The sequence below is a fragment of the Thioclava sp. NG1 genome (genome assembly GCF_003122275.1).
Lineage (GTDB): Bacteria > Pseudomonadota > Alphaproteobacteria > Rhodobacterales > Rhodobacteraceae > Thioclava > Thioclava nitratireducens.
Genome location: NZ_QFBB01000003.1, coordinates 220948 through 247444, shown reverse-complemented (window position 1 = coordinate 247444; position 26497 = coordinate 220948). Strand labels below are relative to the sequence as shown.

The 26497-nt window shown below is 65.1% G+C and carries 33 protein-coding genes; 10 read left to right on the top strand and 23 right to left on the bottom strand.

Translation table 11 applies throughout. The features are described from left to right. Positions 1 to 61: 61 nt before the first annotated feature. From trpB to DEM26_RS06745, 4 genes are all read left to right on the top strand, one after another. Positions 62 to 1294, top strand: a complete 1233-nt coding sequence (trpB, locus tag DEM26_RS06760; RefSeq protein WP_109171998.1) for a tryptophan synthase subunit beta — start codon at positions 62 to 64, stop codon at positions 1292 to 1294. A 138-nt stretch (positions 1295 to 1432) separates the two neighbouring features. Beyond that, the gene (locus tag DEM26_RS06755; protein ID WP_158275093.1) at positions 1433 to 1942 is read left to right on the top strand and encodes a PepSY domain-containing protein; all 510 of its coding nucleotides are present in this window, start codon (positions 1433 to 1435) and stop codon (positions 1940 to 1942) included. An 80-nt stretch (positions 1943 to 2022) separates the two neighbouring features. Further along, the gene (locus tag DEM26_RS06750; RefSeq protein ID WP_146194437.1) at positions 2023 to 2526 is read left to right on the top strand and encodes a hypothetical protein; all 504 of its coding nucleotides are present in this window, start codon (positions 2023 to 2025) and stop codon (positions 2524 to 2526) included. A 30-nt stretch (positions 2527 to 2556) separates the two neighbouring features. Then, complete coding sequence (locus DEM26_RS06745; RefSeq protein WP_088722845.1) at positions 2557 to 3114, top strand: helix-turn-helix transcriptional regulator; 558 nt, start codon at positions 2557 to 2559, stop codon at positions 3112 to 3114. Between the two features lie 4 nt (positions 3115 to 3118). Here DEM26_RS06745 and DEM26_RS06740 read toward each other — a convergent pair whose 3' ends face one another. Continuing rightward, on the bottom strand, positions 3119 to 4012 hold the full coding sequence (locus tag DEM26_RS06740) for a LysR family transcriptional regulator (RefSeq protein ID WP_109171995.1): 894 nt from the start codon (positions 4010 to 4012) through the stop codon (positions 3119 to 3121). 127 nt (positions 4013 to 4139) lie between these two features. Here DEM26_RS06740 and DEM26_RS06735 point away from each other — a divergent pair, with 127 nt between their 5' ends. Together DEM26_RS06735 and DEM26_RS06730 are read left to right on the top strand one after the other, a co-directional pair. Next, entirely contained in the window at positions 4140 to 4544 is a 405-nt protein-coding gene (locus tag DEM26_RS06735) for a DoxX family protein (RefSeq protein ID WP_088724372.1), read from the top strand. Positions 4545 to 4556: 12 nt separating this feature from the next. Continuing rightward, positions 4557 to 5360 carry a VOC family protein gene (locus DEM26_RS06730; RefSeq protein ID WP_088726481.1) on the top strand — a complete coding sequence of 268 codons (804 nt, stop codon included), beginning with the start codon at positions 4557 to 4559 and terminating at the stop codon, positions 5358 to 5360. A 63-nt stretch (positions 5361 to 5423) separates the two neighbouring features. Here DEM26_RS06730 and DEM26_RS06725 read toward each other — a convergent pair whose 3' ends face one another. The 3 genes from DEM26_RS06725 to DEM26_RS06715 all read right to left on the bottom strand — a co-directional run bounded on the left by DEM26_RS06725 (position 5424) and on the right by DEM26_RS06715 (position 7287). Further along, positions 5424 to 6488 (bottom strand): 5-(carboxyamino)imidazole ribonucleotide synthase, encoded by a 1065-nt coding sequence (locus tag DEM26_RS06725; RefSeq protein ID WP_109171994.1) that lies wholly within the window; start codon positions 6486 to 6488, stop codon positions 5424 to 5426. Further along, on the bottom strand, positions 6481 to 6966 hold the full coding sequence (purE, locus tag DEM26_RS06720; protein WP_088724369.1) for a 5-(carboxyamino)imidazole ribonucleotide mutase: 486 nt from the start codon (positions 6964 to 6966) through the stop codon (positions 6481 to 6483). Before purE ends, DEM26_RS06725 begins: the two co-directional genes overlap by 8 nt. 102 nt (positions 6967 to 7068) lie before the next feature. Next, positions 7069 to 7287 (bottom strand): YdcH family protein, encoded by a 219-nt coding sequence (locus DEM26_RS06715; RefSeq protein WP_075774942.1) that lies wholly within the window; start codon positions 7285 to 7287, stop codon positions 7069 to 7071. A 232-nt stretch (positions 7288 to 7519) separates the two neighbouring features. On the opposite strand from DEM26_RS06715, the gene DEM26_RS06710 reads away from it, so the two are divergent. Next, a complete protein-coding gene (locus DEM26_RS06710) occupies positions 7520 to 7930 on the top strand; it encodes an Hsp20 family protein (RefSeq protein ID WP_088724368.1) in 411 nt (136 codons plus the stop codon). Positions 7931 to 7953: 23 nt separating this feature from the next. After that, a complete protein-coding gene (locus DEM26_RS06705) occupies positions 7954 to 8181 on the top strand; it encodes a DUF1150 family protein (RefSeq protein ID WP_075774940.1) in 228 nt (75 codons plus the stop codon). A gap of 34 nt (positions 8182 to 8215) precedes the next feature. Here the strand turns inward: DEM26_RS06705 and DEM26_RS06700 are convergent, their stop codons facing one another. The 7 genes from DEM26_RS06700 to DEM26_RS06670 all read right to left on the bottom strand — a co-directional run bounded on the left by DEM26_RS06700 (position 8216) and on the right by DEM26_RS06670 (position 13743). Further along, complete coding sequence (locus DEM26_RS06700; RefSeq protein ID WP_109171993.1) at positions 8216 to 8653, bottom strand: paraquat-inducible protein A; 438 nt, start codon at positions 8651 to 8653, stop codon at positions 8216 to 8218. Positions 8654 to 8689: 36 nt separating this feature from the next. Then, entirely contained in the window at positions 8690 to 9463 is a 774-nt protein-coding gene (locus tag DEM26_RS06695) for a DNA repair protein (RefSeq protein ID WP_233243040.1), read from the bottom strand. 125 nt (positions 9464 to 9588) lie between these two features. Then, entirely contained in the window at positions 9589 to 10335 is a 747-nt protein-coding gene (locus tag DEM26_RS06690; protein ID WP_109171992.1) for an ABC transporter ATP-binding protein, read from the bottom strand. Next, positions 10332 to 11123 carry an MlaE family ABC transporter permease gene (locus DEM26_RS06685; RefSeq protein WP_075774936.1) on the bottom strand — a complete coding sequence of 264 codons (792 nt, stop codon included), beginning with the start codon at positions 11121 to 11123 and terminating at the stop codon, positions 10332 to 10334. The genes DEM26_RS06690 and DEM26_RS06685 overlap by 4 nt, the downstream gene beginning before the upstream one ends. Further along, entirely contained in the window at positions 11120 to 12169 is a 1050-nt protein-coding gene (gene alr / locus DEM26_RS06680) for an alanine racemase (RefSeq protein ID WP_109171991.1), read from the bottom strand. Before alr ends, DEM26_RS06685 begins: the two co-directional genes overlap by 4 nt. Before the next feature lie 69 nt (positions 12170 to 12238). After that, complete coding sequence (locus tag DEM26_RS06675; protein WP_109171990.1) at positions 12239 to 12967, bottom strand: hypothetical protein; 729 nt, start codon at positions 12965 to 12967, stop codon at positions 12239 to 12241. A gap of 20 nt (positions 12968 to 12987) precedes the next feature. After that, positions 12988 to 13743 carry an RNA methyltransferase gene (locus DEM26_RS06670; protein WP_109171989.1) on the bottom strand — a complete coding sequence of 252 codons (756 nt, stop codon included), beginning with the start codon at positions 13741 to 13743 and terminating at the stop codon, positions 12988 to 12990. A gap of 100 nt (positions 13744 to 13843) precedes the next feature. Between DEM26_RS06670 and DEM26_RS06665 the strand changes: the two genes are divergently transcribed. Both DEM26_RS06665 and DEM26_RS06660 read left to right on the top strand, forming a co-directional pair. Then, a complete protein-coding gene (locus tag DEM26_RS06665; protein WP_088734293.1) occupies positions 13844 to 14461 on the top strand; it encodes a thiamine phosphate synthase in 618 nt (205 codons plus the stop codon). Then, on the top strand, positions 14461 to 15135 hold the full coding sequence (locus DEM26_RS06660; RefSeq protein WP_233243039.1) for an AAA family ATPase: 675 nt from the start codon (positions 14461 to 14463) through the stop codon (positions 15133 to 15135). Before DEM26_RS06665 ends, DEM26_RS06660 begins: the two co-directional genes overlap by 1 nt. A gap of 10 nt (positions 15136 to 15145) precedes the next feature. Here the strand turns inward: DEM26_RS06660 and DEM26_RS06655 are convergent, their stop codons facing one another. From DEM26_RS06655 to DEM26_RS06605, 12 genes are all read right to left on the bottom strand, one after another. Beyond that, a complete protein-coding gene (locus DEM26_RS06655) occupies positions 15146 to 16519 on the bottom strand; it encodes a cytochrome P450 (RefSeq protein ID WP_109171988.1) in 1374 nt (457 codons plus the stop codon). Beyond that, complete coding sequence (locus DEM26_RS06650) at positions 16516 to 17778, bottom strand: hypothetical protein (protein ID WP_109171987.1); 1263 nt, start codon at positions 17776 to 17778, stop codon at positions 16516 to 16518. The genes DEM26_RS06655 and DEM26_RS06650 overlap by 4 nt, the downstream gene beginning before the upstream one ends. 56 nt (positions 17779 to 17834) lie before the next feature. Then, positions 17835 to 18527, bottom strand: coding sequence for a M48 family metallopeptidase (locus tag DEM26_RS06645; protein ID WP_075775126.1), 693 nt, complete (start codon positions 18525 to 18527; stop codon positions 17835 to 17837). 34 nt (positions 18528 to 18561) lie between these two features. Then, positions 18562 to 19194 carry a DedA family protein gene (locus DEM26_RS06640; RefSeq protein ID WP_109171986.1) on the bottom strand — a complete coding sequence of 211 codons (633 nt, stop codon included), beginning with the start codon at positions 19192 to 19194 and terminating at the stop codon, positions 18562 to 18564. Then, positions 19191 to 19565 carry a hypothetical protein gene (locus tag DEM26_RS06635; protein WP_088734300.1) on the bottom strand — a complete coding sequence of 125 codons (375 nt, stop codon included), beginning with the start codon at positions 19563 to 19565 and terminating at the stop codon, positions 19191 to 19193. The genes DEM26_RS06640 and DEM26_RS06635 overlap by 4 nt, the downstream gene beginning before the upstream one ends. Continuing rightward, positions 19562 to 20743, bottom strand: a complete 1182-nt coding sequence (locus DEM26_RS06630) for a vWA domain-containing protein (protein ID WP_075774927.1) — start codon at positions 20741 to 20743, stop codon at positions 19562 to 19564. Before DEM26_RS06630 ends, DEM26_RS06635 begins: the two co-directional genes overlap by 4 nt. A gap of 13 nt (positions 20744 to 20756) precedes the next feature. Next, a complete protein-coding gene (locus DEM26_RS20560) occupies positions 20757 to 20924 on the bottom strand; it encodes a hypothetical protein (RefSeq protein ID WP_165756950.1) in 168 nt (55 codons plus the stop codon). A 52-nt stretch (positions 20925 to 20976) separates the two neighbouring features. Next, positions 20977 to 22467, bottom strand: coding sequence for a DUF2927 domain-containing protein (locus DEM26_RS06625; RefSeq protein WP_109171985.1), 1491 nt, complete (start codon positions 22465 to 22467; stop codon positions 20977 to 20979). A 371-nt stretch (positions 22468 to 22838) separates the two neighbouring features. Further along, positions 22839 to 23825: a methyltetrahydrofolate cobalamin methyltransferase gene (locus tag DEM26_RS06620; protein WP_075774926.1), complete on the bottom strand. Its 987-nt coding sequence runs from the start codon at positions 23823 to 23825 to the stop codon at positions 22839 to 22841. Then, positions 23822 to 24715 carry a 5,10-methylenetetrahydrofolate reductase gene (locus tag DEM26_RS06615; RefSeq protein WP_075774925.1) on the bottom strand — a complete coding sequence of 298 codons (894 nt, stop codon included), beginning with the start codon at positions 24713 to 24715 and terminating at the stop codon, positions 23822 to 23824. Before DEM26_RS06615 ends, DEM26_RS06620 begins: the two co-directional genes overlap by 4 nt. A 14-nt stretch (positions 24716 to 24729) precedes the next feature. After that, entirely contained in the window at positions 24730 to 25041 is a 312-nt protein-coding gene (locus DEM26_RS06610) for a virulence factor (protein WP_075774924.1), read from the bottom strand. A 234-nt stretch (positions 25042 to 25275) separates the two neighbouring features. Beyond that, positions 25276 to 26190, bottom strand: coding sequence for a LysR family transcriptional regulator (locus DEM26_RS06605; RefSeq protein ID WP_075774923.1), 915 nt, complete (start codon positions 26188 to 26190; stop codon positions 25276 to 25278). Between the last annotated feature and the right edge of the window lie 307 nt (positions 26191 to 26497).

The following is a 26497-nucleotide window of genomic DNA, read 5'->3' as shown; positions in this document are numbered from 1 at the left end:
GGGATTTATCTTGCCCCGCTTTGACGCTAGACCCGTCGTCACGAAAAGCGCGAGGTGAGCCATGGCTGACGATCTGATCAATTCCTTCATGAATGTGCCCGACGAGAATGGGCGGTTCGGCATTTTCGGTGGCCGCTTCGTGTCCGAGACGCTGATGCCGCTGATCCTCGCGCTTGAAGAGGAATACGAGAAGGCCAAGACGGATCCCGATTTCTGGGCGGAGATGGACGATCTGTGGAAGCACTATGTCGGCCGTCCGTCGCCGCTGTATTTCGCGCCCCGCATCACCGACGAGCTGGGCGGCGCGAAGGTCTATCTCAAGCGCGACGAGCTGAATCACACCGGCGCGCATAAGATCAACAACGTGCTGGGGCAGATCCTGCTGGCACGGCGCATGGGCAAGACCCGGATCATCGCCGAGACCGGCGCGGGCCAGCATGGCGTGGCGACCGCGACGGTCTGCGCGAAATTCGGTCTCAAATGCGTGGTTTATATGGGGGCGACCGATGTCGAGCGTCAGGCGCCCAACGTCTTCCGGATGCGCCTGCTGGGCGCCGAAGTCGTGCCCGTCAAATCGGGCCGCGGCACGCTGAAAGACGCGATGAACGATGCGCTGCGCGACTGGGTGACCAATGTGCGCGACACGTTCTACTGCATCGGCACGGTGGCCGGTCCGCACCCCTATCCGGCGATGGTCCGTGATTTCCAGTCGATCATCGGCAAGGAAGTGCGCTGGCAGCTTGAAGAGCAGGAAGGCGAGGGCCGTCTGCCCGACACCGTGATCGCGGCGATCGGCGGTGGCTCGAACGCGATGGGCCTGTTCTACCCGTTCCTCGACGACAAATCCGTGCGCATCATCGGCGTCGAAGCCGGCGGTCACGGCGTCGACGAGAAGATGGAGCATTGCGCCTCGCTCACCGGCGGGCGTCCGGGCGTGTTGCATGGCAACCGGACCTACCTGCTGCAGGACGAGGACGGGCAGATCCTCGAAGGGCATTCGATCTCGGCCGGGCTCGACTATCCGGGAATCGGGCCGGAGCATAGCTGGCTGCATGACACGGGTCGCGCGGAATATGTGAACATCACCGACAAGGAAGCGCTGGAGGCGTTCCAGTTCTCCTGCCGTCTCGAAGGGATCATCCCCGCACTCGAGCCCTCGCACGCGCTGGCCCATGTGATGAAGATCGCTCCCGATCTGCCCAAGGACCATATCATCGTGATGAACATGTGCGGGCGCGGCGATAAGGACATTTTCGCCGTCGCGAAGCATCTCGGCTTCGATATGCAGGCATAAACTCAGGTTTATGTCCTGCAACGGCAGGCCGAATGTGCTGACATAACCCAATTGTCAATGGACCGGCGGGCCCTGTCCGCCGACCCTCTCCCCCGACGTCGCAGCCCGCGGCGCAATTCCCATCGGAGGAGAGAGACGATGAAGATGAAATCTACCCTCGCCGTACTCGCGGCATTCACGGTCTCAGCGCATATGGCGCAGGCTGAAGTGTCCACGGACGGCATCGCCGCCGATCTTCAGGCAAATGGCTTCACCAGCATCGAGATCAAGGTCGGCCCGACCCAGGTCAAGGCCGAGGGCTACAACCCCGACGGCACCAAGATCGAAGTGGTCTATGACCGCGAGACCGGCAAGATCCAGAAACAGGAAACCTACCGGACGCGCGCGGGCGAGGACATGACGCAGGGCGTCAGCGTCCGTCAGCAATCGGAAGATTTCTACGACGGCAGCGAAGACGACCATAACGGTAGCGACGATCAGGGCATGGATGACAGCAGCGACGGCGATCACACCATGTCGGATTCCGATCACGGTTCGGACGACCACGGCTCGGACGATGGCGGCTCGGATGACAGCGGTTCCGACGACGGCGGCTCGCATGACAGCGGGTCGGATGACGGCGGCTCGCATGACAGCAACGACGATTGATCCGAACGGACTTGCCCGGCGCTCCCTGCGCCGGGCATAATCCCCGCAAGAGCCGCGTATCCGCGCGGGAGGAGGAGCCGATGAGATTGGGCAGAGACTTGGCGATGGCCGCGTTGATCGGCGCGTTGAGCGTGCCTTTCGCGCCCGGCCTCGCCCGTGCCGAGAGCGCAAGCGAGGCGGTCACCCGACAGCTCGAAGATTACGGCTATCATGGCATCGACGTACAGCGGACCCTGTTGGGCCGCGTGCGCATCACCGGCACCCGGGCAGGCGTCGAGCGCGAGATCGTCCTCGATCCGCGCAGCGGCGAGATCCTGCGCGATCTGTCACGCTCCAGCCGCAGGCCGATCCTGAACGACACGCCATTGGGCGGGAACGGATCGAGCTCCTATGCCGGACAGGGCGCCACATCCGGACGAGACGGCTCCGACGACGGGTCGGATGATGGCGGCAGCGACTCGGATAGCGGATCCGACAGCGGGTCCAGCGCCGGCAGCGACGATGGCGGAAGCCACGACAGCGGCAGCGACGATGGCGGGGGCAGCGATAGCAGCGATAGCGGCGGAGACAGTGCGGATGATTGACGCCCCGCAGAGGTCGACGGGAGCGGCGCTATGACGTCGCGGCTGCGCCGGGCGGTGCTTGTGGGGGCGATCCTGCTCTTTCAGGCTGTCTGCGCGCTGTTCTTCATCTCCGACATCCTGCTGTCGATCTTCGGTCTCTACCCGGCGCCGATCAGTTGGCAGAACCGCGAATTCCTCGAAATCGGCGCCGCGCTCGGCCTCGTTCTGGGCCTCGCGCTCGGGGCGTTCGCTCTGGCGGGGGCACTACGTGAGGGGGCGCGGGCGCAGGCGCGCCTGGACCGGGCGACCTCGGCCTTCGAAGACCTTCTGGAAGAACGCTTCTCGGACTGGGGCCTCACGGCGGCAGAGCGCGACGTCGCGCTTTTCGCGATAAAGGGGCTCAGTACGGCGGAAATCGCGGCCCTTCGCGGGACCTCCGAGGGCACCGCCAAGGCGCAGAGCGCGGCGATCTACCGCAAAGCCGGGGTGAATGGGCGCGGCGCGCTTCTGAGCCTCTTCGTCGAGGACATGATGGACCAGCGCGCCCAAAGCGCACAGCGGTCCGAGACGGCGGCCACGCGCGGCGTGACGGCGACGGTCAAGGGCTGAGCGCTCAGGTCCGGAAGGGGCGCGTATCCTCGTAGGCGAACTCGATCAACGCGCGCAGCTTGCGCGGCAGCCGCGGCCCGTCGAGATAGACCGCGTGAATCGGGATGCGCAGCAGCATCTCCTCCGGAAAGAGCGAGACCAGCCGCCCCGCTGCGATTTCAGGGCCCAGCACGAAGTCCGGCCCATAGGCGATGCCGTGGCCCGCCAGCGCCAGCTCGCAGGCCGCGCGGGCGCTGTTGACGCGGATTTGCGCGGGAACGGGCAGGGTGGTGATCTCGCCGCTCTCACGATGACGCCAATGCGGGATCGCGCTGTGATTGCTGTCATGGATGCAGCGGTAATCGGTCAGATCGGCGATCTTCGCAGGACGGCCCACCCGTTCGAGATAGGCCGGAGAGGCCACGACGCGCATCCCGATCTCGCCCAGCTTGCGCGCCCGCAGAGCCTGATCGCGCAGCTGCCCGATCCGGAAAGCGAGGTCGATCCCCTCGGCGGCCAGATCTGTCGGTGCATCCGAGAGCGTCAGATCGATCACCAGATCGGGGTGCGGTGCGGCGAAGCGCGCGAGCATCTCGGCCAGATAGACCTCGCCGAAAGTGACTGGCGCGGAGATCCGCAGCACGCCGGAAAAGCCCCGCGACTGTTCGGACACCGCGCCCAAGAGATCGTCGAGCCCGTCGAGCACGCCCGGCGCATCGGCCAGCAGCCGTTCGCCCGCAGGGGTCAGCCCGATCCGCCGCGTCGTGCGCTGCAGAAGGCGCGTGCCAAGGCGTTCCTCCAGCTCGGCCACGTATTTCGAGGCGAGCCGATTGGAGATGCCCAATTGCTCCGCCCCCGCGGTGAAAGAGCCGGCGCGGGCGGTCGCGACGAAGGCGCGGAGCTGTTCGGTGATATCCATCGCTATTCAGAACAAAATGGTAAAAGTCATTCCAGATAATATCCATTTTATTCACTAACGGAACGGCTAATTTCCTCGCTGTAACGCGAACACACCGCACACAGAGTGCGGTTGCAGGAGATAGACCATGATCGACACCAAACTCGCCCCCTACGGCATCCTCGTTTTGCGCCTTCTGACCGGGGCGCTGTTTCTCACCCACGGCCTGACGAAGCTTTTCGTTTTCACTCCGGCCGGCACGATGGGTTTCTTTGAATCGCTGGGTTTGCCCGGCTGGCTCGGCATCGTGACGATGGCGGCGGAAATCCTCGGCGGTATCGCCTTGCTCACCGGCATCTATGCTCGGATCGTCTCTTTCGGGCTCGGGTTCATCCTGCTCGGCGCGGCCTTCACGGCGCACTGGGGCAACGGCTTCGGATTCTCGAACCAAGGCGGCGGCTGGGAATATCCGGTGATGTGGGCCATCGTGCAATTCACGCTCGCTGCTCTGGGTGACGGCGCCTATGCGCTGCGCCCTTTGAGCCGGAAATGACAGGAGGAGACGATGGCGACCAGTGATGCAAATGTCGAAATCGGCCATGTGACCCTCGTGGTCCGTGACCTCCCGGCGGTGGGCGCGTTCTACGAGAGCGTGCTCGGGCTGGAGCGGATCGGGGGCGACACTGCCGAGGCGCGTTATGGCGTCGATGGCAAGGTGCTCGTGATCCTGAAAGCCGACCCGGAGGCGCGCAAATCGAGCCGGGCAGAGGCGGGACTGTTTCACACCGCCTTTCTGCTGCCCGACCGCGCCGATCTGGGCGCGTGGCTGAACCACGCCGCCGAGAAAGGCATCCGGCTCGACGGGGCGTCCGATCACCTCGTGAGCGAGGCGGTCTACCTGCACGACCCCGAAGGCAACGGGATCGAGATCTACCGTGACCGTGCCCGCGAAGACTGGCCGCGCAAGGACGGGATGATCGCGATGGTGACCGACCCGCTCGATCTGGCTGACGTGATGGCGCAGGCCCGCGGCCCGTGGCGCGGCGCGCCGAAGGGTTCGGTGATCGGGCACGTTCACCTGCAGGTCGGTGCGCTCGATCCGGCGGAGCCGTTCTATGCCGAGACGCTCGGTGCGGATGTGATGGCCCGCTATCCGGGAGCGAATTTCCACGGCTGGGGCGGCTATCATCACCACCTCGCGACCAATATCTGGAACAGCCGCGGCGCCAAGGAACGTCACCAGCCCGTGACCGGTCTGGCCGAGGTGGGGCTGAAGGCCGATGCCGAGCCGCTCGCCGCCTTCCGCGAGGCCTATGGCGACAGCGTGGCAGACCCGTGGGGCACGCGCTTCACATGGTCTGCGAAGTGATCGTGCGACATAAGTGATCGTGCGATATAAGAGAAAGGCGCCCGCGATGGGCGCCTTTTTCACTTACAGGATGTGGTTCACATGGCCCATCTTGCGGCCCGGCTTCACCTCGGCCTTGCCATAGAGATGGATCTGATACCGCGCGAGCTTCGCCAGCCGCGGCACGCGGTCCATGTCGTCGCCGATCAGGTTCTCCATCTCGACGTCGCAATGGCGCCCGCCATCGCCGAGCGGCCAGCCGGTCACGGCCCGGATATGTTGCTCGAACTGGTCGACCGCGCAGCCCGCCTGCGTCCAGTGGCCGGAATTATGCACGCGCGGGGCGATCTCGTTCACGATCAGCGCGTCGCGGGTGACGAACAGCTCGACCCCCATCACGCCGACATAATCGAGCTTGTTGAGGATCTTCGCCGCCAGCAGTACCGCATCGGTGCGCTGGCTGTCAGTGATCGCGGCGGGCACCAGCGTGGTGCGCAGGATGCCGCCCTCATGCTTGTTCTGGCCCGGATCGTAGCAGGAGATCGCGCCATCCTCGGCGCGCGCGCCGATCACGGAGATTTCCTTGAAGAACTCCACGAAGCCTTCGAGGATCGCAGGCGCGCCCTTCATGTCCTCCAGCGCGGCGGCAGCCTCTTCGGGCGCGTTGATCACCACCTGTCCCTTGCCGTCATAGCCGAAGCGGCGTGTCTTCAGGATCGCGGGGCAGCCGATCTCGGCGATCGCTTCCTTGAGGTCCTCGATATCGTCCACGGCGGCGAAAGGTGCTGTGGCGAGGCCCAGGTCGTTGAGGAAGGCTTTCTCCACCAGACGGTCCTGGCTGACGGCGAGCGCCTTGCGGTTGGGGCGGATCGGTTTGAGGCTTTCCAGCAGATCGAGCGCCGAAGTCGGGACATTCTCGAACTCGTAGGTGATGACGTCCACGGCTTCGGCGAAAGCGCGCAGCGCGGCCTCGTCCTCATAGGGCGCAGTCGTCACCGCATGGGCCACGTCGCCTGCGGGCGGGTTCGCGCCCGGCTCGAAGATGTGGGTCTTGTAGCCCAGACGCGACGCCGCGACCGAGAGCATCCGTCCCAGCTGACCGCCGCCCAGGATGCCGATCACCGACCCATAGGGCAGGGGCTCACTCATCTTCCGGCTCCTCCTTGATCGAGGCCGAGAGCTTCTCGCGCCAGTCATCGAGCCGCTTCGCCAGATCCTCGTCCGACACCGCAAGGATGGCAGCGGCCATCAGGCCCGCATTGGCGGCACCCGCCGCGCCGATCGCCATCGTCGCGACGGGGAAGCCCTTGGGCATCTGCACGATGGAATAGAGGCTGTCGACGCCCGAGAGCGCCCGGGTCTGCACCGGCACGCCGATCACCGGCACGCGGGTTTTCGAGGCCATCATGCCGGGCAGGTGCGCGGCACCGCCCGCGCCTGCGATGATGACGTGCAGACCACGCTCCACGGCGGTCTTGCCGTAGGACCAGAGCCTGTCGGGGGTGCGGTGGGCCGAGACGATCTTCGCCTCGTATTCCACACCGAGTTCGTCGAGGATTTCCGCCGCCTCTTTCATCGTGGTCCAGTCGGACTGACTGCCCATGATGATTCCCACTTTCACGCTCATGACGCCCCCTTTTCAGATGGAGCGCGCACTATAGGAATCTGTGCCGTCGCGGCAAGCCCCGGCAGGGCTGCAGCGCCGATCGGATCGGGATCAATTCGGGGATCAGGCGATGATGTCGGGCGTGAGCTGGTCTTCGATCCGCGCGATCTCGTCTTTCAGGGCCAGCTTTTGCTTTTTCAGTCGCACGAGGCGCAGCTGATCGGAATGCACCGCCTGCGTGAGGGCAGAGATCGCCTCGTCCAGATCGCGGTGTTCACGCCGCAGCACTTCCAGCTTCACCCGCAGCACTTCTTCATGATCCATCTCGAGATGGGCGTTCATATCCGTATCATCCGGTTCTGGTTGCGCGATTTACCCTCCGCCCGACTCGGCTGGGCCCGTCAGGGGGGAGGGTCAATATAACAGGTTTCGAACGACTTAGGAGAAAATTTGCCCTTAGCGTAAATGGACGGCGGGGTCTTGCAGGGGGCTTCCACGCCGCCCATATTTGACTAGTGGGCTGCCGAAGATCGGGGCCCGAACTTGCAACGTCGCTTGATCAAGGGCTTGCCGAATGACGAAACTGAGTTTTGGCGCACATCCCTACCTGCTGGGCTTCGACCAGCTGGAACGGCTGGTGGAACGCACCGCCAAGGGATCGGATGCCTATCCGCCGTATAACATAGAACAACGCGGCGAGGATGCGTTCCGCATCACGCTCGCAGTGGCAGGCTTCCGAGAGGAAGACCTCGCGATCACGCTCGAAGACCGGGCTTTGGTGATCCGCGGCCGTCAAAGCGAGGAGGAGGGCGACCGCCTGTTCCTTCATCGCGGGATCGCCGCACGGGCCTTTCAGCGCAGCTTCGTGCTCGCCGAAGGGGTCGAGGTCGCAGCCGCCACGATCGAGAACGGTCTACTGCATGTCGATCTGAACAGGGCGCCGCCCGAAACGATCGTGCAGACCATCCCGATCGAGCGGAAATAATCAGGCAGGAAAGGAAAAGCGCAATGAATACGGAATACGATTTCGGCGATAAGGCCGAACATCCCATCGTCTATGTCCGCGAAGTGGCGGTCGTCGATCTGCCCGAGGAAATCCGGGCCGAACTGGACGATGTCGATCACCTCTATGCCGTCCATGACAGCGATGGCGAACGGCTCGCGCTGGTGAAGGACCGCAAGCTGGCCTTCTCGCTGGCCCGGCAGAACGATCTGGACCCGGTCTCGGTCCATTGATCGGTTGAACGGACGGCGAAAGGCGCCCGGGGGATCACCCTCGCGGCGCCTTTTTCATTTCCAGATGCGAGATCGCGAAGGACGCCGCGACGCATCCGGTAAACAGGTACAGCCCCCAGGCCGTCTCGAGCCGCCCGACGCCCACGCCTTTCGCCACCACGATATAGATCGCGATCAGGAAGATGTCGGCCATCGCCAGCTTGCCCAAGACGTTCAGCGTCGGCAGCAGGCGCGGGGAGGCGAGATCGAACTGGATCAGCGCGACGCCGATCACCTTCAGATAGGGGTCAAACAGGGCCAGAAAACTGACGAGCAGGGCGAGAAACACATCCGTCCGCCACAGCGTCTGCAGCCCGCTGAGCACCGAGATTTCCTCCAGCCCGAAGAAGGGCAAGAGCCCCGCGCGCAGAAGCGGCGCGGCCCATGCGAGGGGAAATAGCAGCAAGAGCGCCAGATTGGCGAATTTCAGCATCGACCGGCGCTCTTCCCGAGGGACGCTTCGGCCCCGTTACGACTTGGATTCTTTCTTCGCGATCGGCACCACGTTGGGCTGCGGGCCGTCTTCGATTTCGTAGCCCAGCAGCGGCAGGATGTCACGCAGGTCGCGCTCCAGGAGACGAAACTCGGCGTTCACCTCGCGCTCCTCGGTCTCGACATCGGTCAGCCATTCGCGCAGCTGTGTGCAGGTTCCACGGGCGACCGCGATCTGATCGCTCAGCGTCTCCGCCTCCTGTTGGCGCTGTTCGAGGAAGGCGCGGGCGCGTTTGACCTTTTCCTCGGAATAGACCTTCGCGAGGTCGCGCGATTGCAGGCTCATCTGTGCGGCCAGTTCCAGCAGTTCCGGCTCGAGCCCTCCCAGGTCGGGATGCTGGCGCAGATAGCTGATGCGTTCGCGCATGGCGTCGAACTCGCCCGACAGCGCAAAAACGCCTGCGCGGTCCGCATCATGCGCGCTGCGATAGGCGCGGGTCACGTCATCCATGTCGACGTGGAACCGCCGATGACTGCCTTCGAGCTTCGACACGCGCGAGCAGGAGGGCAGGTAGAGCAACAGGATCAGCGCCAGAAGCGCTGCGCCAACCTGTAGCCAGGCGCCGAAATCAGGCAGGACAGTGTCGCCGAATTGCGCCTCGAGACTGAGCCACGGCATCAGGCCGAGCGACGCCGCAGCGACCGCGCCGATCGCGGCGAGTGCGGTGATTGCGACGGTGACGGTAAGTGCTTGGCCAATCGCCGCGTTGATACGGTCTAGATTGGCGCTCCCAACGTGTTCGGTTTGCATTATCTGAACCCCCCGGTCCCCTTGTTGAAGATGTTGGCCGGAACCGGTCCGAGTTTGAGTCTCGTTGGCGGATCAAGCACTTGGGGAGAATGCGCGGAAATTCGCTTGGTTCCGCAGCCTGTGTGTCAGCGAAGCGTTTCGATCGGTCCGTCCGCACGTCCGTGGATGAACTGCTGGACGTAAGGGTCTGAAGTCGCGTCCATTTCCGAGATCGGACCTTCCCATCGAATTTTGCCCGCGTGGAGCATTGCAACGCGGTCGGCAATCGCGCGGACCGAGGTCATGTCATGGGTGATCGTCATCGCGGTCGCGCCCATCTCGGTGACGATCTCGCGGATCAGCTCGTTGATGACTCCCGCCATGATCGGGTCGAGCCCGGTGGTGGGTTCGTCGAAGAAGATGACCTCGGGCTCTGCGGCGATCGCGCGGGCAAGGCCGACGCGTTTCTGCATCCCGCCCGACAGTTCCGCCGGAAACAGGTCGGCGACATCCGGCGACAGGCCCACCCGGCGCAGCTTCTCCACCGCGATCTCGCGCGCTTCCGCCTTGGGGCGCTTCAGCGCGCCGCGCAGCAGGCGGAAGGCGACGTTCTCCCAGACGGAAAAGCTGTCGAACAGCGCGCCGCCCTGAAACAGCATCCCGAAGCGGGCGAGGAAGGCGTCGCGCTCCCCGGTGCGGACATCGACCCCGTCGAGCGTGATCGTCCCGCTATCGGGTTTGACCAGCCCGAGGATACATTTCAGCAGTACCGATTTGCCGGTGCCCGAGCCACCGATGATGACCGTCGATTGCCCCGTCGGCACCACCAGATCGACGCCGCGCAGGACGTGGTTCGATCCGAAGCTCTTGGTTATGGCCTCAAGCGTGATCATGCCGAGAAGAACGCCTCCGTCAGCACGTAATTCGCGGCGAGGATCGCGACCGAGGCGGCGACCACCGCCGATTTCGTCGCCCGGCCCACGCCCTGCGCGCCGCGGCCCGAATTCATCCCGTGATAGCAGCCCATCGTCGCCACGATGAAGCCGAAGGCCGCGCCCTTCACGAGGCCCGATCCCACGTCCCAGAACTCGAGGAAATCCCACGTATTCTTGAGGTAGGTGGCGGAGTTGAAGCCGAGGCGGTTCACGCCGACCACCCAGCCGCCCATGATCCCGATCACGTCGCCCACGCCGACCAGCATCGGCACGCAAAGCGTCGCGGCCAGCACGCGCGGCACGGTGAGATATTTCATCGGGTTGGTCGAGAGCGTGGTGAGCGCGTCGATCTGCTCGGTCACTTTCATCGTGCCGATTTCGGCCGCGATGGATGAGGCCACACGCGCCGCCACCATCAAGCCGCCCAGGACGGGGCCAAGTTCACGCACCATTCCGATCGCGGTGATCGAGGGCACGACCTGCTCTGCCGAGAAGCGCGCGCCGCCCGCGTAGATCTGCAGCGCCAGCGCCGCGCCGGTGAACAGGGCGGTCATCCCCACCACCGGCAGCGACAGCCAGCCGATATTGAGACAAGCGAGCCAGAATTCGCGCAGGTAGAAGGGCGGGCGGAGCAGGTGGCTCAGCGTCTCGCCCACGAAGCGCGACAGCCGCCCCGTCTCCGCCAGAAGCGCGAGCGTGGCCCGCCCGAGCGTGGCCAGCGGTCGGCTGAGCGCCGTTGCGGTCATGCGGCGGGCTCCGCGTAGCGGCGGGCATAGCGTGGACCGAGCGAGGTCAGGATCTCGTAGCCGATCGTGCCCGCGAGATCCGCCAGCGTGTCGACACCCTGATGCGGCCCGAGCAGATCTAGCGTGTCGGGCACCGTATCGAGATCGGTCACATCCACCGTCAGCAGGTCCATCGAGACGCGGCCCCGAAGCGGGCAGGGCGTGTCGCCCGCGTAAAGGTTCGTGATGTTCGACAGCACGCGGTGAATTCCGTCGGCATAGCCCGCCGAGAGCGTCGCGATCTGCGTCTCGCGCTCGGCGGTCCAGGTGTTGCCGTAGCCGACGGTTTCGCCAGGCTCGACGATCCGGGTCTGGATCACCGGCAGCGCGAGGGTCACGACGTGGCGCGCCTCTTCGAAGGGGCGCCCGCCGTAAAGGCCGATGCCGGGGCGTGTCACGTCGAAATGATAGTCCGGGCCCAAGAGGATGCCGCCCGTCGCCGAAAGCGAGCGTTTCAACCCCATACCGTCGGTCATGCGTTTGAACTCGGCCAGCTGCTTGGCGTTCATCTCGTGGTCGGGCTCGTCGGAACAGGCGAGATGGCTCATCACCAATTCGATCCCGCGCTCCATCAGCTGCGGGGCGATGGACTGCCAGTCGGTAGCCTCCATCCCGAGCCGGTTCATCCCGGTGTCGAGCTGTACGCCCACGGGGCTTTCGGGGATCGCCTGCAGATGCCGCTGCGCCTGTTCGCCGGAGTTCAGCATCGGGACCAGCCGCGCGTCGCGCAGGAAACCCGCATCGCCCGCCATATGACCGCCAAGAACGAAGATCCGCGCGTCTTCGCCCAGATGCGGACGCAGCTTCGCGCCTTCCTCGGCCAGCGCGACGAAGAAGTCCCGCGCACCCGCCCGGTAAAGCGCCGGGGCGATACGCTCTGCGCCCAAGCCGTAGCTGTCGGCTTTCACGACCGCCGCCGTGCGCGTCGCCTCACCCGATTGCGCGTCGAGCGCGCGCCAATTGCTGACCACTGCGTCGAGGTCGATATGAAGATGTGCCTGTGCCATGGCCCCTTTTTCTGCGCACACGCCCTCAGGTCAAGCGCAATCCGCGCACGCCTCGCGCATGGCTGCGTTTCAGGGAAAGCTGCGCCCGTCGTCCAGCCGCGCAAGGATGGCCTCCGGCCCGCCCTGATGCGTCTCCCAGATCAGCACGGCGCAGGCGGCTTCGGCATAAAGTCGGTTGTCGCGCCCGGCCTGCGGTGCCCAGTCGAAGGGCGAGCTGGGCAGATCGGCGCGCGGCAGCGCCTGACAGCGCCCGATGCCCGAGCCTGGCCCGAGATAGCGCGGATCGTTCGAGACCAGCACCGCTAGCCCCTCGTCGAACCACGCGGGCATGCGACCGCGTACCTGACCCAGCACCCCCAGCCGGGCATGGGTCTCGGTATGGGTCAGCTCATGCGCAAGGATCGTCTCGGTCAGCCCGCGCGGGGCCACGCGCACCACCGCCCAGGCCCCGAGCGAATAGGTCACTGCCGCCGCACCCCGCCCACCAAGGCGGCGGTCGCAGGCGTCGCTAGTGCAGGCGAGAATGCGGGTATGGGCTTCGCGCGTGGGATAAAATTGGGCGACGGTGTCGCGCGCCGCATCGACCGTCTCGACCAGATCGCGGCGCTCTGCGCGGCTCATCTCATGCTCGACGAAAATGCCCGGCGCGGCCCGGTCCAGCCCGAAGCAGCGCGGGCATAGCCCCGCCGCCAGTACCGGATAGAACCACAAGAGAGCGATCAGGCCCAGAAGCCCGCCCGCCAGAAGCGCCAATAGAGAGACCCGGATCACTCGCCACATGCCGCCAAGATGGCGCATGCCACGGTTTTCACCAAGCGTCAGTCGCGCCCGCGGAGGATTTGTCGCAGCGCGCCGTGCAGTGTCTGCACCTCCGAGCGCGTCATCGCGAAGCGCGTCCACATGTTGCGCAGGTTGCGCTTCATCATCGGGGCCTTCGCGGGCGGGTGGAAGAAGCCCGCCTCCTCGAGCCGCTGCTCGAAGTGATCGCCCAGCTTCTCGACCTCCACCGCGCTTGCAGGATCATGGCCGGCAAGCCCCGGATCGATCGGGACGGACTCCAGCGTGTGGCGCGAATACTCATAGGCCGACAGCAGCACCGCCTGCGCGAGGTTGAGCGAGAAGAATTCCGGGTTCACCGGCACGGTGATGATCGCATTGGCACGCAGGATGTCGTCATTCTCCAGCCCCGTGCGTTCGGGCCCGAAAAGCACGCCGACCTTCTGGCCTGCGACGATGCGTTTGCGCGCCTCCTCCATCGCCGCCTCGGGCGTGTAGATGGGTTTGGGCAACTCACGGCCCCGCGCGGTGGTGGCAAAGACGTAATCGCAATCGGCGACCGCGTCCGCCACGCTGTCATAGACGCCCGCGAAATCGAGCACCTGACCGGCCGCCCCCGAGGCCATCGCCACCGCTTTCGGGTTGGGCCAGCCGTCGCGCGGCTCCACCAGCCGCATCTTGCGCAGCGAGAAGTTCAGCATCGCGCGCGCCGCCGCCCCGATATTCTCGCCCATCTGCGGACGCACGAGGATGAAGGCGGGCTGGGCGGGATCGGGGATTTCAGGCGTATGGGGCATGGGCGGTCCTTTCGCGCCTCTCCTAGTCGCGCAAGCTGGCACTGGCAAGGCCGCGCCGCTTGCGTTAATAGGCGCCCAAGACCCGCAAAGGAGCCTGCCCATGGCCGAAGACCGCCCGCAGATTTACCTGATCACGCCGCCCGCTTTCGACGCCGAGGAATTCGCGCCGAAACTGGCCTCGGTGCTCGATGCGCATGAGATCGCCTGCATCCGCCTGTCGCTCGCCAGCCGCGACGAATACGAGATCGGTCGGATCGCCGACGCGATGCGCGAAGTGGCCCATGCCCGCGACGTGGCGCTGGTCATCGAATCCCATGTCGCCCTCGTTGAACGCCACGGGCTCGACGGGGTGCATTTCATCGATGGCGCGAAGCAGATCCGCTATGGCCGCAAGGAGCTGGGCGACGACGCGATCGTCGGCAGTTTCTGCGGCAATTCCCGCCATGAGGGGATGAACGCGGGCGAGGCGGGGGCCGACTATGTCTGCTTCGGCCCGATCGGCGAGACCAATCTGGGGACGGCCGAACCCGCCGAGCACGAGCTGTTCGCCTGGTGGTCGGAAGTGATCGAAGTCCCGGTGGTGGCCGAAGGCGCGCTGACCGAAGAGCTGGTCACGAAATTCGCCCCCGTCACCGACTGGTTCGCCTTCGGCGACGAGGTCTGGCGCGAAGACGACCCGGCCGCAGCTTTGGGACGGTTCATCAAGGCGATGTCGTGATGCCGGATTGGCTCGGCGATAGCGACGGCCCGATGGGCGATTACGGGGCCTTCATGGAGAGCGAGCTGCAGGTGCCGCGCGCCGATCTGGCCTCTCATATCCGCCAGCTTCCGGGCGAGCGGCTGCTGATCGGGCTCGTCGGCGGCCCCGGTGCGGGCAAGTCGCATCTCGCGCATGAACTCGCCGAGGCGCTCGGAGAGCAATCGGCGATTGTCGCGATGGACGGGTTTCACCGCGACAATGACTGGCTCGACGCACGCGGCCTGCGTAACGTGAAGGGCGCACCGGAAACATTTGATACGGAGGGGTTTTCGCAACTTCTTGCACGGCTGAAATCGAGCCGTCAGGACGAGGCGGTGCCGACCTTCGACCGTGATCTGGACGCCACCGTTCCGGGCGGTGCAAACGTGCCGGGCTCGGCGAAATACCTGATCGTCGAGGGCAATTACCTGCTGCTGACGCGGCCCGGTTGGAGCGATCTCTATCCGCTCTTCGATCTTACGATCCGCATCGATCTGCCTGAACAGGTGCTGCGCGAGCGGCTGACTCAACGCTGGCGCGATCAGGGCTGCGATCTGGCCGAGACGCGCCGCCGCGTCGAGGAAAACGACTTGCCCAATGGCCGCACCATCACGCGCGAGAGCCGCGCCGCCGATCTCGTCGTGCGGGACTGAGCTTCGTGCCTCAACGCTCTGAAATTCTGAGGTAAATCCCGTCCTTGCCGCGCACCGTCAGATGCGCGACAGGGACCGGTTCGCGGCCCTCGACAGCCTCGAACCGAAACACCCGCAGCAGCATCGCGAGCAGAAGCGGCCCCTCCGCCATCGCGAAGCCTGCACCGGGGCAGACCCGCGCGCCCGAGGAGAACGGGATATAGGCGCGGCGCTGGCAGGACTTGCCGTTCTCGGTCTCCCAGCGGCTCGGGTCGAACCCGTCGGGATTGTCCCATAGCCGTTCGTGGCGATGCAGGTGCCACGGTGAGATGACCACCTGACTGCCCGGTTTGACGTCGCGCTTGCGGAAAGTTTCCGGGCAGGTCGCCTCGCGCACGAACATCGGCACCGGCGGGTAAAGCCGCATCGCCTCACGGAATGTGGCGCGGTTCAACTTCAGCTTGGAAAGCACAGAAAAGTTGTGACTTTCCGCCAGTGCGGTCGTTGCCTCTTCGGCCACTCGGTCCTGCCATTCCGGATGCGTCGCCAGCAGATAGAACGCCCATGCCAGCGCCGAAGCCGAAGTCTCGTGGCCCGCAAGAAAGAAGATCGCGACCTGATCGACCATCTCGGCGGTGTCGAAGGTCTCGCCGGTTTCGGGATCGGCGGTGGTCATGATCTTGGTCGCCAGATCGTCGGGCGCGGTGCCGGTGGCGATCCGGGCGGCGCGCTCTGTCGTCAGCCGCTTGATCAGCGCGCGGATATGGGCGGCCGTGCGCTTCGTCTCGCGCGCATGAAAGCGCGGAAACCAGCGCGGCAGCGGCAGCAGCGCGCCAAGATTGACCACCGGAGAGGCGCGCTGATGGCGCTTGAAGGCTGCGAAGACGGCGCTGGCGGTCTCATCCTCGATCGGGATCGAGAATAGGGTGCGAAAGATGATATCGGCCGCGACGTGGGCGGTTTCCGTTTCAATATCAATCGGTTCGGCGTCGGTCTTCATCTTCAGCCGTTCGACGCAAGCCTCGCCCGCTGCCCACATCGCCGGGAATGTCTCGCGCAGTTTGCCGCCCTCGAAGGCCGGGTCGATGATCCGGCGCTGGCGCTGCCATTGTTCGCCATTGGTGATGAAGACGCTCTCGCGGAGAAGCGGTTTCAGCCCCTCGCGCACTCGGTCGGATTTCGGGAAATCCATCGGGCGTTTGTTGAGCACCAGATCGACCAGATCGGGGTCGTTGCACATGTAGGAGCGGAAGAACGGCGTGCGGAACTCCGCCATCCACGCGCGATAGAGACGCGCGGGCTGGGCGGAGAGGATGTCGGATTTGAACAGCCGGAAATAACGCCAGAGCGAGACGCGATCCGGGCGCGGGGTCGGTTTCGGGGGTAGGCGGGAGGGCCGGCTCATGTGACGCTCGTGAACCGGTTCGCGGGCGTCGTGATCCGGCTTTTCGATGGCGGGCGACCGTGGAAGCGTTCGGCCAGGGTCAGCGGTCCGGCGGTCAGGCGGAAATAGTCGTAATCCCTTGGCCGGTCGAAGGCGCATAGGTATTGGAAATGCAGCCGGAAGAAGCGCCAGCGGAGGTCTTTCCAACGTGCAGGGCTGAGAGTCTGGGTGAAGGCGGCGGAGATCACCAGCGGGTGGATCTGGCCCTCCGGGGCCACGCCCGAGACCGCAACCGGATCGCAGAGCGCGAAGGCGCAGCCATCGCCCGGCGCGGTGACGTCGAGCCAGAACAGCTCGGGCCGCGTGGCGAGGAACTGCAGATCTGCGCGCAGGCGGGTGGCGCGGGGGAGGTAGCTGACCATCGGGATGACCTGACCGAGCGACAGGAGGGCGAGCGCCGGGGGCGCTGCCCCCGGACCCCCGGGATATTTCGACAAGCCCGAACTGGGGAGGCGGTTCTCGCGGATCAGGTCGGCGAGGATCGAGACGGCGAGATGGGCGCCCGAGGAATGGCCGACGATCAGGACTTCATCCCAGTCCTCTCGCATGGCGTCTTCGATGCGGGCGGCGAATTCGGCCATGCGCGCTTCCAGCTCTGGCGGGTTCGCGCCGCCCCAGCGTGCGGTGAAGGCGTAGTCATGCATCAGGTAATAGGCGAAGAGCTTGCCGTCTTTGCCTCGGAACCAGCGCAGGGTGAGAGCGAGGATCGCGGCGCCGAGAATGAGGCCTGCGAGCCAGTCGAGCGGGAAGCCGGGAAGGCGCGTCAATGCGAGTGCTACCGTAGCCCAGCCAAGGCCGAACCCGATCAGCGCCTGCACGATCAGTGCCACGATCGGGTAGAGCGCGGCGATCACCGGGCCTTTGCGCAGCCTCATCAGCCGGAACAGCGCGCCTGAGGCGATATAGGCCCATGCGGTGCGGATCAGTTGCGCGTAGGTCGCGGGGATCGATTTGCCCATCGATGAGCGCACGATATCGGACCAGACGAGCACTTCGACATCGGCCTCGACCTCTGCGCCGTCCTGGGTGGAGGTGACGTGCCAGCCATAGGGGCCGCCTGCGCGCTTGGGCGCCAGCGCGATCTCATAGCCCGAGATGCGGGCCTGGTCTGCGCCTTCCTTGCGGTAGAGCTCGCGGTAGCGGCGGGGGTGAATCGGGTCGTAGCCCGGAATGTAGAACACCCGGCGCCTGTGCACCCGCCCTTTAGACCCGCTTGTCATTCGCTGCCCTTCCTCGCGGGCAGATTAGCGGCCCTGCGCGGCGAAAGTAAGGAAAATCAGCGCTCTGCGCGTGACCAGCGCAACTGGTTCGCCTCGATCGCGGCGATGCGCTTTTCGGTCTTGGGGTGGGTCAGCAGCCAGGCGGGCGTGGTCTGGCCCGCGTTCTTGGTCAGCGCATCGAGCTTGCGGAAAAGCGAGACCTGCGGCGCGGTGCCGAAGCCAGCCTTGATCATCAGTGCCGAGGCGAATTCATCGGCCTCGAACTCGTCGCGCTGGCTGAGGCGGGCGGCGAGTGCGGCGGTGATCAGATTGGCGATCCACGGGCCGATGAAGGGGATGAAGCGACCGAGCACTGTCATCAGCACAGCGCGCAGGGCGTTCTGACCCGAGAAGTCGATCATGCGGCGGCGCGAATGGCCCAAGGCGACATGGCCCAACTCATGCGCGATCACCGAGGTCAGCTCCTCCGCCGAGACTTCGCGGTTGCGATATTTGCGCATGAAGCCTTCGGTGATGAAGACACGGCCATCGGGGGCGGCGAGCCCGTTGACCGGTTCGATCTGGTAGACATGGACGGGGATTTCCGAGACTTCGAGCGCGGCGGCGAGCCGGTCGAGATAGGGCTCCAGCTTGCTGTCGCGCAACCGGCGCGAATTCCCGTTCAGCTGGCGTTTGAGTTGCCAGGTCGAGAAATGCCACATGGCAAAGCCGTAGAGGACCAGCAGCAGGATCGGGAGAAGGCGGAACAACATGGGATGGATATGGCGGCTCGCGGGCCCGTGATCAAGCGTCGTGATCAGGCGTCGGATGGGGGGCTTTGGGCGCGCGCTTGGCCGCGTGCCAGAGCCACCAGCCGAAGGCGAAGGCGGCCGCACCCGCGCCCAACAGCCCCAGCGCGTTGCCTGCAAGTTCCGCGGCCGCGTCCAGATTGGCCCCGAAAGTGATGCCGAGGCCCACATAGGCGGTGACCCAGACCGCTTCGCCCGCCAGATCGGCCAGCGTGAAACGCCGATGCGCGAAGCCCGAGGCGCCGGCTGCGAGGTTCACCCAAGGGCCGAGCGCGGAGAACATCCAGCGGGTGAAGAACACCGTGACCGCGCCGCGCCTGCGCAGGGCGGCCATCGCCTTGTCCACCAGCGCGCCGCGTCTGGTGCCGGGCTGCGGCAGGAACCGCTCGGCCCGGCGGCCGAGCTGAAAGCCCAGCTGATCGCCGAGGATCGCGCCGGTGAAGGCTGCGCCCGCGACCGTCGCGAGGTCCAGATCGCCCGAGGCCACGAAGGCTCCGCTCGCGATCATCATCAGCGAGGAGGGGACCGGGATCGCGAGGCAGCTCAGGAAGGTCGTCAGACCTAACAGCCAAGGCCCGTAGAGCGGCACCTGCGCGAGCAGCCAGTCTGAAAGGTCGGAGAAATTCATTGCGGCGGTCGCGCCTCTTTGTCGGCGATCGTCTTCGGCAGGCCGAGAGAGAGTTTGCGCATCAGGTCCTGCAGCGGCTCGCCCTTGGCTTTCGCGATACGTTCCAGCGTCGGGCGTCCGTCGCCGACCAGCGCGTGGCCGTCCTCGATGCCGAGGATCGCGTCGACTTCCTCGATCTTCAGATGCCAGCTTCGCGCTATATAGCCCGGGGTCATCCACGCCTCTGGGCTTTGATGCAGATGGGCGGGGTCCGACCAGTAGATCGCGCGCGAGACGAACCTTGCGCCGAAGAACAGCGACAGCGCGACCGCGAGGATAAAGCCCAGCGAGGCGATCTTGTGATGCCCCCAGAGGTAGCGCAGCCGGTTCATCCGAGTTCCTTCATCGCCGCGGTGATCCCTTCGAGGGTCAGCGGATGCATTCGGTTCTCGAAAATCTCGCGGATGATCTCGATCGACGGTGTATAACCCCAGCCGCGTTCCGGGATCGGGTTGAGCCATGTGTGATCGGGCCATTGCTCGCGCGCGCGTGTCAGCCAGACATGGCCCGCTTCGTCGTTCCAATGTTCGTTTGCGCCGCCGCGATGGGTGATCTCATAGGGCGACATCGAGGCGTCGCCCACGAAGATGCATTTGTAATCGGGCCCGTAGCGATGGAGCACGTCCCAGGTCGGCGTCGCCTCGTTCCAGCGGCGCTTGTTCGATTTCCAGACGCCTTCGTAGAGGCAATTGTGGAAATACCAGTGCTCGAGATGCTTGAACTCGGATTTGGCGGCGGAGAACAGTTCCTCTACCAGCTGCACATGGGCGTCCATCGAGCCGCCCACATCGAGAAACAGCACGACCTTCACCGCGTTATGCCGCTCGGGCCGGGTCTTGACGTCGATGTAGCCGGCTTCGGCCGACGCGCGGATCGTGCCGGGCAGGTCCAGTTCCTCATTCGCGCCGTGCCGCGCCCATTGGCGCAGGCGCTTGAGCGCGACCTTGATGTTGCGGGTGCCCAGCTCCACCGTGTCGTCGAAATCGCGAAACTCGCGCTTGTCCCAGACCTTAACGGCGCGCTGGTGACGGCTTTCCTTCTGGCCGATGCGGACGCCTTCCGGATTGTAGCCATAAGCACCGAAGGGCGAGGTGCCCCCCGTACCGATCCATTTGCTGCCGCCCTGATGACGGCCTTTCTGCTCCTCGAGCCGCTTTTTCAGCGTTTCCATCAGGTTGTCGAACCCGCCGAGCGCCTCGATCTGCGCTTTTTCTTCGTCTGTTAGGTGTTTCTCAAGCTGCTTGCGCAGCCATTCCTCGGGCAGATCGACGGCGTTGAGCACATCGTCCGGCGTGATCGTCTCCAGCCCCGAGAAGGCCTCGGAGAACGCGCGGTCGAACCGGTCGAGGAAGCGTTCGTCCTTCACCATCGCGGCGCGGGCGAAATAGTAGAACCCGTCGATGTCATAGGTGCAAAGCCCCGCGGCCAGCCCTTCGAGAAAGCTCAGATATTCGCGCAGAGAGACGGGGACACCGCCGCGCCGCAGAGCATCGAAGAATGGCAGGAACATCTCCGCCCTCCGATTATGCCCAGATGCGGTTGATGATCACGGTGACGAAGAGGCCCACCAGCGCCAGCCCGATCGCGTGAACGGCGGCATATTGCGCCCGGTCGAGCTTGTTGCCGCCGCGTTTGCGGGCCTTCCAGTCGCCCCAGATCAGCCCGATCACCACCCCTGCCAGAACATACATGCTGCGCCCCCTTGCGGTCTTGGTCCGGGCGCGCCCGGACCGCCTTTTGCGGTCAGTTCACGCGAGCGCCCGCATTGGCGAGGGCCGCCACCTCTTTCGCGCGGCGTGTAACCGCCGCGTCCGAGCCAAATCCATAGCGCGCCCATTGCTGCATGTCGAGACGAGCCTGATGTTCCTGCGTAGCGTCACCAAGCTGGCCATAGGCTTCGGCGCGGATCATGTAGAGCGTGGCCATCAGCGAGGCGTTCTCGGTCGAGACATCGGAGGCCAGCGCGCGGTTCACCAGCGTCACCGCCTCCTGCGCGCGGCCCGTGCCAAGTGCGTAGGCCGCAAGCTGCATATCGATATGGGCGGCCTGAATTTCCGCGCCCGGCGTTGCGCGGTAGATCCGGCCTGCCTTCTTGTAGGCCGCGACGGCTTTCTCGGGATCGGTCTTCATCGTCAGCCGCCCGACCGCGAACCACGCAAACGCCGCGCGGCTGTCATGCCAGCCCCGGCTGGTGGCGATCTTCGTGGCGCGTTCGGCGGCGGCACGACGGCGCTTGTCGCTCGCGCCTTGACCGAGCGCTGTGGTGATCGCCTTCACATAGGCGCGCGGTGTCGGATCGGCGGGCAGGGTGCGCATCTGGTCGCCCGACGGGTGGATCTTCGACAGGATCGCGGGCAGGGCCGCGCGCACTTCGTCGGGGCTCATGCCGGTATGCAGCGCCGGGTCGTAATAGGCCCGCAGGATCGTCATGTCGAACTTGGTCAGCACGGTGTGGAAATTGTCGTCGTTCCAGACCGTATCGGGCAGGCGGTAGAGATCGTTCACCGGCCCGAGCGCCTGGCTGACCTCCTCATGCAGGCAATCGCGGATCTCCTGCGGGGTCGAGGCGGCGGGGATGAACACGGTGGCGGAATGGCGCTGCGTCAGCTTGGCCCAATCGCTGGCCTCGTCGCCATGCGAGTTGCGGTAATCCGTCCAGCTTTCGACATTGGGCACCACGAAACAGGCGACATTCGGAACCTCGCGCCGCATCTGCCGTTGGGGAACGAATTGCACAGAGATCGTGTTGGCATTGCCCGGTTCGGTCGACACGTTCAGCCCCGCCTCGGTCTGCAGCCGGTGGACCAGATGACCCAGTTCGGTCTGCGCGACGGGCGGGGCGTTGCCGGCGAGCGTGATCGAGACGGGACCTTCGAACCGGGTGAAGCGCGGCAGCGCGCGCCCGGATTCGAGGAAAAAGCTGAGCTCCATGAAGTCGGCGCCCAGATGGCTGTTATCGGGCAGCCGCTCAGACGAGGGAGCGGTCTCGAGCCCTGGCGCCAGATCGGGCGCGGAGAGGTCGAGAAGTTGGGCCGTGCCGCGGGTCGTCGTCACCTCGGGGCTGTTGGTCGAGCAGGCGGCGAGACCGCCCGCGACGATCAGCGCAGCGAGCGTACCCGCCCGCGCCGCAGCGCGTCCGGGGGACGAGGCTTTCAACAAGCCGGTGCGCGATGCCGTCTCAAGGTGCGCAGGCGCCAGAGAGGCCGCGCTGAGCAGTTTGAATGCTAAGCGCATGGCAGCGTGTTCCCAGTTCGATGCCGCAAGGTACACATACGGGTTTAAGCCCTGCCAGTAAATCTTTGCCTTACAATCGGAATTTTCGAGCCTCGGGGCGCGAAGCGGCGATATCCCGCCGGTCCGCAGCGCGGCTGAGGCTGCAATATGCTGAATGAGACGGCTTCTGTGCGTGGGAGCTCTGATTGATTACGACTCCGCGAATCGCGCCGTGATAACCGCCATTGTCGTGAGGTTGCGGACGATTTGTGCCGGTTTGCGCAACAATAGCCGCTGGAAAGGCCTCAAATCCGGAGTGGAAGAAACGCGATGCGCAAAATGCGAAACGCCCGGAGCGAGCCCCGGGCGTTCGACTGTCTTTGTGGGTCGGATCAGGCGCGGCGACGGCGCCCGCCACGACGCCCACCGGCGGAGGAGGTGGCCGCGGCTGCCGAGGCTTCGGCGAAGCTGATGCCGCCCTCCTTCATCGCGTCGAGCGTCTTCGACAGGCGGATCCACTCCATCCCGTTCGGGTCGTGGTTCATCAGCAGGTTGGCAGCGCGGATCGCCTCCATCTCCTGATTGCGCACCGGGTTCATGATCGCCGAGGTCATGCCGGCGCCGATCGCCATCGGCAGATAGGCCCCGTTGATCCCGTGGCGGTTCGGAAGGCCAAAGGAGATGTTCGACGCGCCGCAGGTGGTGTTCACGCCCAGCTCGTCGCGCAGGCGGTTGACAAGCGTGAAGACCTGACGGCCCGCGGAGGCCATCGCGCCTACCGGCATCACCAGCGGATCGACGACGATGTCATGCGCGGGGATGCCGAAATCGGCGGCGCGCTCGACGATCTTCTTGGCCACGGCGAAACGCACGTCGGGATCTTCGGAAATCCCGGTGTCGTCGTTCGAGATCGCGACGACCGGCACGTTGTATTTCTTCACCAGCGGCAGAACCAGTTCCAGACGCTCTTCCTCGCCCGTCACCGAGTTCAGAAGCGGACGGCCTTCGGCGGCTTCCAGACCCGCCTCGAGCGCGGCGGGAACCGAGCTGTCGATGCACAGCGGCACGTCGATCACGCCCTGCACGCAGTTGATCAGATCGCGCATCAGCGAGGGCTCGACGAAGTTGTTATCCGCATAGCGCGGGTCTTCGGCCATCTTGTTCGAGAACACCGCGCCCGAGTTGATGTCCAGAACCGTGGCGCCGCAGGCGACCTGCTCGAGCGCGTCTTTCTCGACCGTCGAGAAATCGCCTTGCTCCAGCTCGGCGGCCAGCTTCTTGCGGCCGGTGGGGTTGATCCGCTCACCGATGACGCAGAAGGGCTCGTCAAAGCCGATCACGACGGTTTTGGTTTTGGACTCAAGGACGGTGCGGGTCATTCATGGCCTCTCTGTTCGGCGATCCAATTGGCTGTGGCGGTGATACCGCCCAGCGGGAAGAAATGCACGGCTTCGATATTCGACGGGCGATCGGCGGCCAGATCGGTCAGCAATTCGGTCGGCTCGAAGGGCAGCAGCAGCTTCGTCACGTCGCGGGCGCGCTTTTGCAGCACTTTCAGCGAGGGGCCGACGCCGCAGGCGATGGCGAACTTCAGCAGCGTCTGCAGTTTCGCGGGGCCCGCGATGCCCAGATGGACCGGCATTTCGATGCCGTTGGCCTCGAGACGCTTGGCCCAGTCGCGGATCGGACCGGCCTCGAAGGCGAATTGCGTGGCGATCGCCATATCCGCATCGGTGCGGTTCGCGAAATCCTGCTTGAGCTTCAGCGCGGCCATCACCTCTGCCTCGCCGCCATTGGGATCGATGTCGCGGTTGCCCTCGGGGTGGCCGGCGACATGAAGGCGGGCGAAGCCGTCGAAGGCGCCGGTCTCGATCATCTGCATGGCGCAGTGGAAGTCGCCCTTCGGCTCGGCCACGCCGCCGCCCAGCAGCAGCGCCTGCTCGACACCTGCTTCGCCACGGTAGCGTGAGACCCAGTCATTGAGCTGCGCTTCGTCGCGGATGATGCGCGCCGGGAAGTGCGGCATCGGCTCGAAACCCTCTTCGCGCAGCCGCTTGGCCGTGGCGAGCATTTCCTCGAAGGGTGTGCCGTCGATATGGGCGATATAGACGCGGGAGCCCTTCGCGAACAAAGGCGCGAAGCTTTCCACCTTCGCGGCGGTGCGCGGCATGACCTCGACCGAGGCGCCGTCCAGCAGGGCCACCATATTGGCGTTCACCGGCGGGCGGACCGGTTTCGCAGCCTCGCGGCGGAAATTCACAAGAGCCATGCGCCTATTCTCCCTTACGCGTCGGGCTGGGGGTTCCAGCCGTCATTGGCAATCAACGCGCGCAACCGCGCGTCGTCGTAGTCAGAGAGGATACGCGCCAGCACGGCCTCGGCCGCCTCGGCATCGTCGCCGGGCTCCTCGCCCTCGGGCACCTTGCGCCACTCGGCCAGATAGGCGTCGCTATCGCGGGCGCCGATCTTCATGGCCGCGCGGTCGATCGCCTGCTCGAACCGTTCGGGCAGTGGTTTCTTGACGCCACGGCGTCCCTTGCCCGCGATGATCTGGGCCGGGATGTCGCGCCAATAGACCAAGGTGATCTGTGCCATGCGAATCTCTCTCCTCGTGGGGCCAGAATTGCCCGAAAGCGACGCCGGGCGCGGTGGATTTTCGACATTCCGTCGCGGGTGAGCGACGTGCCGGTGACTGTGGGGCAGGTGATAGCAGGCGGGCAGGGGCCTGGGCCAGCGCTGCGCATCGGAATAATCCGCGCCAAGATCATGAGCGCGGCTCAATCGTTCGCGCTCCATCGCTGACCCCATCGGCCCGCCGCGTCGCCCCGTTCAATCCGACAGGGCGGTGATCCGGGGCAGGAACTCGGCGCGGCTCTTGGAAACCTCTTCGGCGATGAAGCGCATCGCGGCGCGGACGCGGGCGATCTCGTGCAGGTCTTCATGAGTGACCAGCCAGAAGGTGCGGCGAATCTCGATCTCGTCGGGCAGGATCGGCACCAGCTTCGTCGAGTGGCGGGCGAGGAAATCGGGCAGCACCGCGATTCCGCGTCCGGCCTCGGCTACCTGCTTGTGCGCGAAGAGATTGGTCGAGGACAGGCGCGGCGTGTGATCGCCCAGCATGACCGACAGGTAATCCAGCTCCGGCGTGTAGATCAGTTCCGGGATATAGCCGACCAGCGGGTGCTTCAGCAGGTCCTCCTTGCGGTTGATCGCCGAATTGCGGGCGAGGTAGTCGGGGGAGGCGTAGAAATGCAGCGTGTATTCGGTGAGCTTGCGCGACACGAGCCGCCCCTTTTCGGGGCGCGACAGGGTGATCGCGATATCCGCCTCGCGCTTCGAGAGCGAGAACAGGCGCGGCGTGGCGACCAGCTGCGCCTCCAGCTCGGGATTGGCCTTGATGAAATCCGCCAGCCGCGGCGCGAGAAAGAACGCGCCGAACGCATCGGGCGCGCCGATCCGCACCGTGCCGGACAGCGCATAGAGCGTGCCCGACAATTCGTCCTGCACGCGTGCCGCGACATTCTCGATCTGCTCGGCCTTCGCCAGAAGCCGCTCGCCATGTTCCGACAGCGCATAGCCGCGCGGGCTGCGTTCGAACAATTGCGCGCCAAGCTGGGTCTCCAGAGATTTGACCCGGCGTGATACCGTTGCATGATCGGTGCCCATCGCGCGGGCGGCGACGGTCAGGCGCCCGGCCCGGGCCACCGAGAGAAAGAATCGCAGATCGTCCCAATCGAAGCTCATTGCCGGTCCTTTTTGCAGTCGTGTGTCGTAAAAACGGGCTATATGGGTATTCTTGCACATGCGTTTGGCGATACGTGGCATGGCCGCGCGTATTTTCCCACCTAGCCTTTTGCACATGGCCGGTTTCTGCCTATGATGGGAGCGCTGACAATGAATTTATCGGCTTGAAGGGAACTGCGGTGGCGCAAGCACTTGAATGTCCCCTCGTTTCCAAGCTGAATTCGCCAGCGGTCGCGTCGAGGAGCAGGGACGGCCGTGTGAGGAGAAAAACAGGATCGTAATCCGGCAGGGACCAGAGAAGCGTCCC